General features: G+C 74.3%; 7 protein-coding genes. 2 read left to right on the top strand and 5 right to left on the bottom strand.

The features are described 5' to 3' along the window. Positions 1–128 precede the first annotated feature (128 nt). The 5 genes from ABZ641_RS25180 to ABZ641_RS25160 all read right to left on the bottom strand — a co-directional run bounded on the left by ABZ641_RS25180 (position 129) and on the right by ABZ641_RS25160 (position 4,386). On the bottom strand, positions 129–1,010 hold the full coding sequence (locus tag ABZ641_RS25180; RefSeq protein WP_359985134.1) for a hypothetical protein: 882 nt from the start codon (positions 1,008–1,010) through the stop codon (positions 129–131). 193 nt (positions 1,011–1,203) lie between these two features. Next, a complete protein-coding gene (locus ABZ641_RS25175) occupies positions 1,204–2,028 on the bottom strand; it encodes a thioesterase family protein (protein WP_344624216.1) in 825 nt (274 codons plus the stop codon). Between the two features lie 175 nt (positions 2,029–2,203). Next, on the bottom strand, positions 2,204–2,644 hold the full coding sequence (gene nusB, locus ABZ641_RS25170; protein ID WP_344624215.1) for a transcription antitermination factor NusB: 441 nt from the start codon (positions 2,642–2,644) through the stop codon (positions 2,204–2,206). A gap of 2 nt (positions 2,645–2,646) precedes the next feature. Beyond that, on the bottom strand, positions 2,647–3,210 hold the full coding sequence (gene efp, locus ABZ641_RS25165) for an elongation factor P (RefSeq protein ID WP_344624214.1): 564 nt from the start codon (positions 3,208–3,210) through the stop codon (positions 2,647–2,649). Between the two features lie 69 nt (positions 3,211–3,279). Next, a complete protein-coding gene (locus ABZ641_RS25160; protein WP_344624213.1) occupies positions 3,280–4,386 on the bottom strand; it encodes an aminopeptidase P family protein in 1,107 nt (368 codons plus the stop codon). Positions 4,387–4,715: 329 nt separating this feature from the next. Here ABZ641_RS25160 and rpmG point away from each other — a divergent pair, with 329 nt between their 5' ends. Both rpmG and ABZ641_RS25150 read left to right on the top strand, forming a co-directional pair. Next, positions 4,716–4,880 (top strand): 50S ribosomal protein L33, encoded by a 165-nt coding sequence (gene rpmG / locus ABZ641_RS25155; RefSeq protein WP_344624212.1) that lies wholly within the window; start codon positions 4,716–4,718, stop codon positions 4,878–4,880. A gap of 51 nt (positions 4,881–4,931) precedes the next feature. Then, positions 4,932–5,177, top strand: a complete 246-nt coding sequence (locus ABZ641_RS25150; RefSeq protein ID WP_359985129.1) for a type B 50S ribosomal protein L31 — start codon at positions 4,932–4,934, stop codon at positions 5,175–5,177. Positions 5,178–5,219: the final 42 nt, after the last annotated feature.

Below are 5,219 nucleotides of genomic sequence, written 5' to 3'. Positions count from 1 at the left end.
CCACCCCCCCACACCCCCCCCCCCCCACCCCACCCCCCCCCCCCCCCGGGCGGGCCGCCCCCCCGCCCCCCCCCCCCCCGCCGTGGTTCCGCCCCCGGCCCGCGCACCGGCACCCCGCACCGCCGCCGTCAGCACACCGTGCCCAGGCTGAAGCCCGGCTCGGCCCGCACCTCGTCCAGCTCGACCGCCGCCGGCGCGTAGCCGCCGCCCTCGCTCTGCCAGGCCCACGCGACCTGCCGGTACTCGCCGCAGGCACCGGCCGACCCCTGCGAGCCGTGCAGCAGCGCCGCCCCCGGCAGCTCCCGGTAGAGGCCCGCGCACAGCACCGCGCAGACCAGGTCCAGGTCCTCGTCGTTGATCCGCACCACCCCGTCCTCCCAGTGCAGGATCCGGGCCTCCGCCTCCAGCCGGCCGCCCGGCGCCTCCACCGCGCACAGGAAGCGGTACGCGCCGAACCCGGCCCCGACCAGCATCCGGCGGAACAGCTCGGCGCCCCGCTGGTGCGCCTGTCGCACCAGCACCGCCGCATCCTCGGTGTCCCCGCCGTCCCCGCCGGGCACGCGGTCCAGCAGCAGCTCGACGTGGCGCAGCGTCAGACCGCTGTCCCGCGCGCGGACCAGCCGCGGCACGAAGTCGCCGACGAGCTCCTCGCCCTGGTACGGCAGCAACTGCGTCTGCAGTGGCGGATTGACCAGGTACCGGTCCCGGGAGACCGGCTCGGCCGGGTCCAGCCGGTGCAGCAGGCAGAAGTCGGCGAAGTCGTCGACGTGGAACATCCGGGCCTGCACGGTGCCGTACGTCCGGCGGGCCTCGGCCAGCAGCACGGCGGTGTCCAGCAGGTAGCTGTCGAAGTCCGCGGCGTCCGTGAGGCGCCAGGCGCGGGCCCGCTCGAAGTCCTCGGCGCTGGTGAGGATGCCCGTGACGAAGGCCTCCTCGCCGTGCGGACGGCCTGCGGCGGCGGCGTTGGCGGTGCAGCGGGAGGGCCGGGGGGCGCGGGGGTTGCGGGACATCGTCGACTCCTGCGGGGCGGTGCGGTCGGTCGCCCCTGTTCCTCCCCATCCCCGCGGGCCGCACACGCACCGGTTGTCACAGCCCTGTAACTGAAAGCAACGAGGCAGCGGCAACCGCCCCCAGGGGCACGGGCGACACCTCAGGGGCGCGTGGGTGGCCGGCCGCCCCCGGACGGACCCGGGTGATCGTCCGTCAGGACCTGGGGGCGCGGGCGAGTTGGCGGGACTGGGCGACCAGGCGGCCGGTCTCGTCCCAGATCTCGCAGTCCTCCTCGAAGTAACCGCCGGCCAGGTTCCGGGTGGCGTGCGCGACGCGGAGCCAGCCGGGCGCCGGCTTCGCCCGGAGGTGGACGGTGAGTTCGACGGTCGGCGCCCAGCCGGGCCGGCCGAGGTCGAAGGTGACGGGCGGCAGGGAGTCGGCGACGAGCAGCAGGAGCAGCGGGTCGGGCTGCCGCCCGTCGGCGAGCCGGAACCAGCCCTGGATGCGGCCGTTCCCGGAGGGCTGCCCGAGGGCCCAGCCGACGGTGGCCGGGTCGAGCCGGAGGTCGAACCGCTCCAGCAGCGCGGCCTGTTCGATGAGCTGCGGCGGCGCGTGCTCGACGCCGATGCATTCGTCCGGCAGCGGCATCACGGGCGGCAGGGCGCTGGTGGCGACCTCGGCGTCGAGGGTGTCGAGGTCGCCGAAGGTGGCGAGCACCCGGAGCCGTTCCTCGCCGTCCTGGAGGAGCGAGGCGGTGCCGGTGGTGAGGCTCCGGCCGCGGCGGACGGTCTCGGTGCGGACGGTGGCCGGGCCGGGGCGGGAGGCGGAGAGGTAGTGGCCGGTGATGGAGAACGGGTCGCGGTGGTCGCCGTTGGCGAGGGAGAGGGCGTGCCCGGCGACGGCGAGCAGCAGGCCGCCGTTGACGCCGCCGCCGATCTGCCAGCCCGCGCCGAGTTCGGCGTCGTACCGGCCGGGCTCCGCGGCGTGCGGGGTGAGTGCGATGCCCTGGTCGAACTCGCTGCGTGTCGCGGTGGTCATCGGTGGTACGCCCTTCGCCTCAGCCATTACTCACCGGTAGCCTACGCCTCCGCACGGGGCGGGCGAAGGCCCGGGAGCGGACGCCGGCCCGGGAACGCGCGAAGGCCGCCGGACCGGTTCGGTCCGGCGGCCTCTCGGGCCGTCCGTGCGGGGCGCGGGGCCCGGTCGCGACGGCTCAGTCGCGGCGGATCTGCGGCTTGAGATCCATGAAGCGGGCGAGCAGGCCGTTGACGAACGCCGGGGACTCGTCGGTGGAGTACTCCTTGGCGATCTCGACGGCCTCGTCCAGGACGACCGCGTCCGGGACGCCGTCCTCCCAGATCAGCTCGTAGGCGCCGATCCGCAGCACGTTGCGGTCCGCGATCGGCATCCGGTCGAGCGTCCAGCCGACCGCGTAGGTCGAGATCAGCTCGTCGATCCGCCGGGCGTGGCCGCTGTACCCCTCGATCAGCTGCATGGTGTACTCGCCGACCTGCGGGGTGGTCTCACCCGGCTTGGCCTCGCGTGCCCGGCCCACCCACTCGGCGAGCACGCGCTCGGGCGCGACCCCCCGGTGGTCGGCCTCGAAGAGGATCTGGAAGGCCCGGGTGCGGGCCTTGGTACGCGCGTTTGACACGATTACTTGACCCGGCCGAGGTAGCTGCCGTCGCGGGTGTCGACCTTGACCTTCTCACCGGTGGTGACGAAGAGCGGGACCTGGATCTCGGCGCCGGTCTCCAGGGTGGCCGGCTTGGTGCCGCCGGTGGAGCGGTCGCCCTGGACGCCCGGCTCGGTCTCGGCGATGGTGAGCTCGACGGCGGCCGGGAGCTCGATGTACAGCGGGACGCCGTCGTTCTGGGCGACCAGGGCCTCGAAGCCCTCGAGCAGGTACTTGGCGGCGTCGCCCACGGTGGCGGCGTCGACCGGCACCTGGTCGTAGGTGTCCATGTCCATGAAGATGAACTGCTCGCCGTCGCGGTACGAGTACTGCATCGTGCGCTTGTCGACGTTGGCGGTCTCGACCTTGATGCCCGCGTTGAAGGTCTTCTCGACGACCTTGCCGGTCAGGACCTCCTTGAGCTTGGTGCGCACGAAGGCCGGGCCCTTGCCGGGCTTCACGTGCTGGAACTCGACGACGGACCAGAGCTTGCCGCCCTCCAGCTTGAGGACCATGCCGTTCTTGAGATCGTTCGTAGAAGCCACGAGCGCACTAACTCCTGATATAGCTGTCAAGGAACCAAGGGCTGCGCCTCCTGCCTCCCGCTGGGCGGGCTACAGGGCGAGGAGCTCCTTGGTGGTGATGGTGAGCAGCTCGGGCCCGCCCTCCTCGAGGGGGCGCACGACGAGCGTGTCCTCGATCCGGACCCCGCCCCGCCCCGGGAGGTGCACCCCCGGGCCGACGGTGACCGGCACGCGATTGTCCAGTTTACCCATGTCGGCGGGTCCCAGGCGCGGCGCCTCCCTGATCTCCAGGCCGATGCCGTGTCCGACCGGGTGCGCCGGGCTGTCGGTGTGGCCCGCGGCCTGCAGCACCTCGCGGGCGGCCAGATCGGGTACGGACTCCGAGACGCCCGGGCCGAGCGCCTCGCGTCCGGCCCGCTGGGCGCGGAAGACCAGCCGGTGCAGTTCGACCTGCCAGGGCGCCGGGGCGGCGCCGATGACGAAGGTCCGCGCGGTGGAGACGCCGTACCCGCGGTAGCAGGCGCCGAGCACGACGGTGAGGAAGTCGCCCTCCTCGACCCGCCGGTCGGTGGGCTGGTGGGCCTCCAGGCCGGAGTGGCTGCCGGTGCCGACGGAGACCGGGAAGGCGGCGCGGTCGGCGCCGTGGTCGATCATCCGGCGCTCCAGCTCCATCGCCAGGTGCCGCTCGGTGCGGCCGACCAGGATCGACTCCAGCAGTTCGCTGAGCGCCTGGTCGGCGATCTCGGCGGCGATCCGCAGGTCGGCGATCTCGTGCTCGTCCTTGACGACGCGCATCCCCTCGACCGCGGTGCCGAGGTCGGCGAGCCGGACGCCTTCGGCGACGCCGGCGAGCGCGCGGTGGCGGCGGACGGTGAGGTCGTGCTCCTCGACGGCGAGGTCGAGGACCTTCAGCCGGCCGGCGGCCTCGGCGGCGGCCAGCGCGGTGTCGGTGTCGGCGGGCACCAGCAGTTGGCCGATGTCCGGCCCGAGCAGGTGCTCGCCGCCCTCCTCGGGCGGCAGGTCGTCGGGCAGCGCCAGCAGCGCCCGCTCGCGGGTGAGCAGCAGGCTCGCACCGCACGGCGGGCAGCCGGTGAGGTAGCGGACGTTGGAGGCGCGGGTCACCAGGGCCGCGTCGACCCCCGACGCACTGCAGTGCTCCCTGAGGCGCTCCCGCCGCGCCGCGTACGCATCGGACATGCCACGAGCCTACGAACTGCGGACGGCCCGCGCCCGTCGAGCCGGGCGGGCCCGGAGGGCGTGGTGCGGCGGGCGCGGGGGCGCGCACGGCGGGTCGCGGACCGGTCGGCGGCGCGGGGCCGAACGGGGGACGGATCGGCGGACGGACGGGCGGACGGGGAGGGGGCTGGCGAGTCGGGACCGGGCGGGACCGGGCGGGACCGGGCGGGACCGGGCGGGACCGGGCGGGAATGGAACGCCCCGGGCTCGCGTTGGAGCAGATACGAAAACGACTTCCGTTTCGGACAAGATGTCCGGGACCGAGGTTCGGAGCCACCGAGGAGGAGCAGATGGCCCGCAGCGAACTGCGTCCGGTCGTCCGGCTGAGGTCGACCGCCGGCACCGGTTTCACCTATGTGACGCGCAAGAGCCGCCGCAACGACCCCGACCGCCTGGTGCTGCGCAAGTACGACCCGGTCGCCCGCGAGCACGTGGCCTTCCGCGAAGAGCGCTGAGCCCGGCCGCAGGCCCCGTCCGGCACGTCCACCCCCGAAGGAGCAGCCCCCATGAAGAACGGCATCCACCCCGCCTACCGTCCGGTCGTCTTCCGCGACAAGGCCGCCGGCCGGTCCTTCCTCACCCGCTCGACGCTGACGTCCGCGTCGACGGTGGTCTGGGAGGACGGCACCGTCCGCCCGGTGGTCGACGTGGAGACCTCGTCGGCGAGCCACCCCGTCTGGACCGGGCACGCCCGCGTCCTGGACCAGGCCGGCCGGATCGAGCAGTACCGACGGCGGTACGGCCGCGACTGACCGCCCCGCGCACGACCGCGCCCCCCTCCCCGGCCGGGGAGG

The organism is Kitasatospora sp. NPDC007106, from assembly GCF_040634455.1.
Taxonomy (GTDB): Bacteria; Actinomycetota; Actinomycetes; order Streptomycetales; family Streptomycetaceae; genus Kitasatospora; species Kitasatospora arboriphila.
This window is presented reverse-complemented; position numbering and strand designations above follow the sequence as displayed.

What these genes read in the sequence shown, in the direction of transcription:
- ABZ641_RS25180 (WP_359985134.1), bottom strand. Translation starts at nt 1,010, where the DNA reads ATGTCCCGCAACCCCCGCGCCCCCCGGCCCTCCCGCTGCACCGCCAAC.
- ABZ641_RS25175 (WP_344624216.1), bottom strand. Translation starts at nt 2,028, where the DNA reads ATGACCACCGCGACACGCAGCGAGTTCGACCAGGGCATCGCACTCACC.
- ABZ641_RS25160 (WP_344624213.1), bottom strand. Translation starts at nt 4,386, where the DNA reads ATGTCCGATGCGTACGCGGCGCGGCGGGAGCGCCTCAGGGAGCACTGC.
- rpmG (WP_344624212.1), top strand. Translation starts at nt 4,716, where the DNA reads ATGGCCCGCAGCGAACTGCGTCCGGTCGTCCGGCTGAGGTCGACCGCC.
- ABZ641_RS25150 (WP_359985129.1), top strand. Translation starts at nt 4,932, where the DNA reads ATGAAGAACGGCATCCACCCCGCCTACCGTCCGGTCGTCTTCCGCGAC.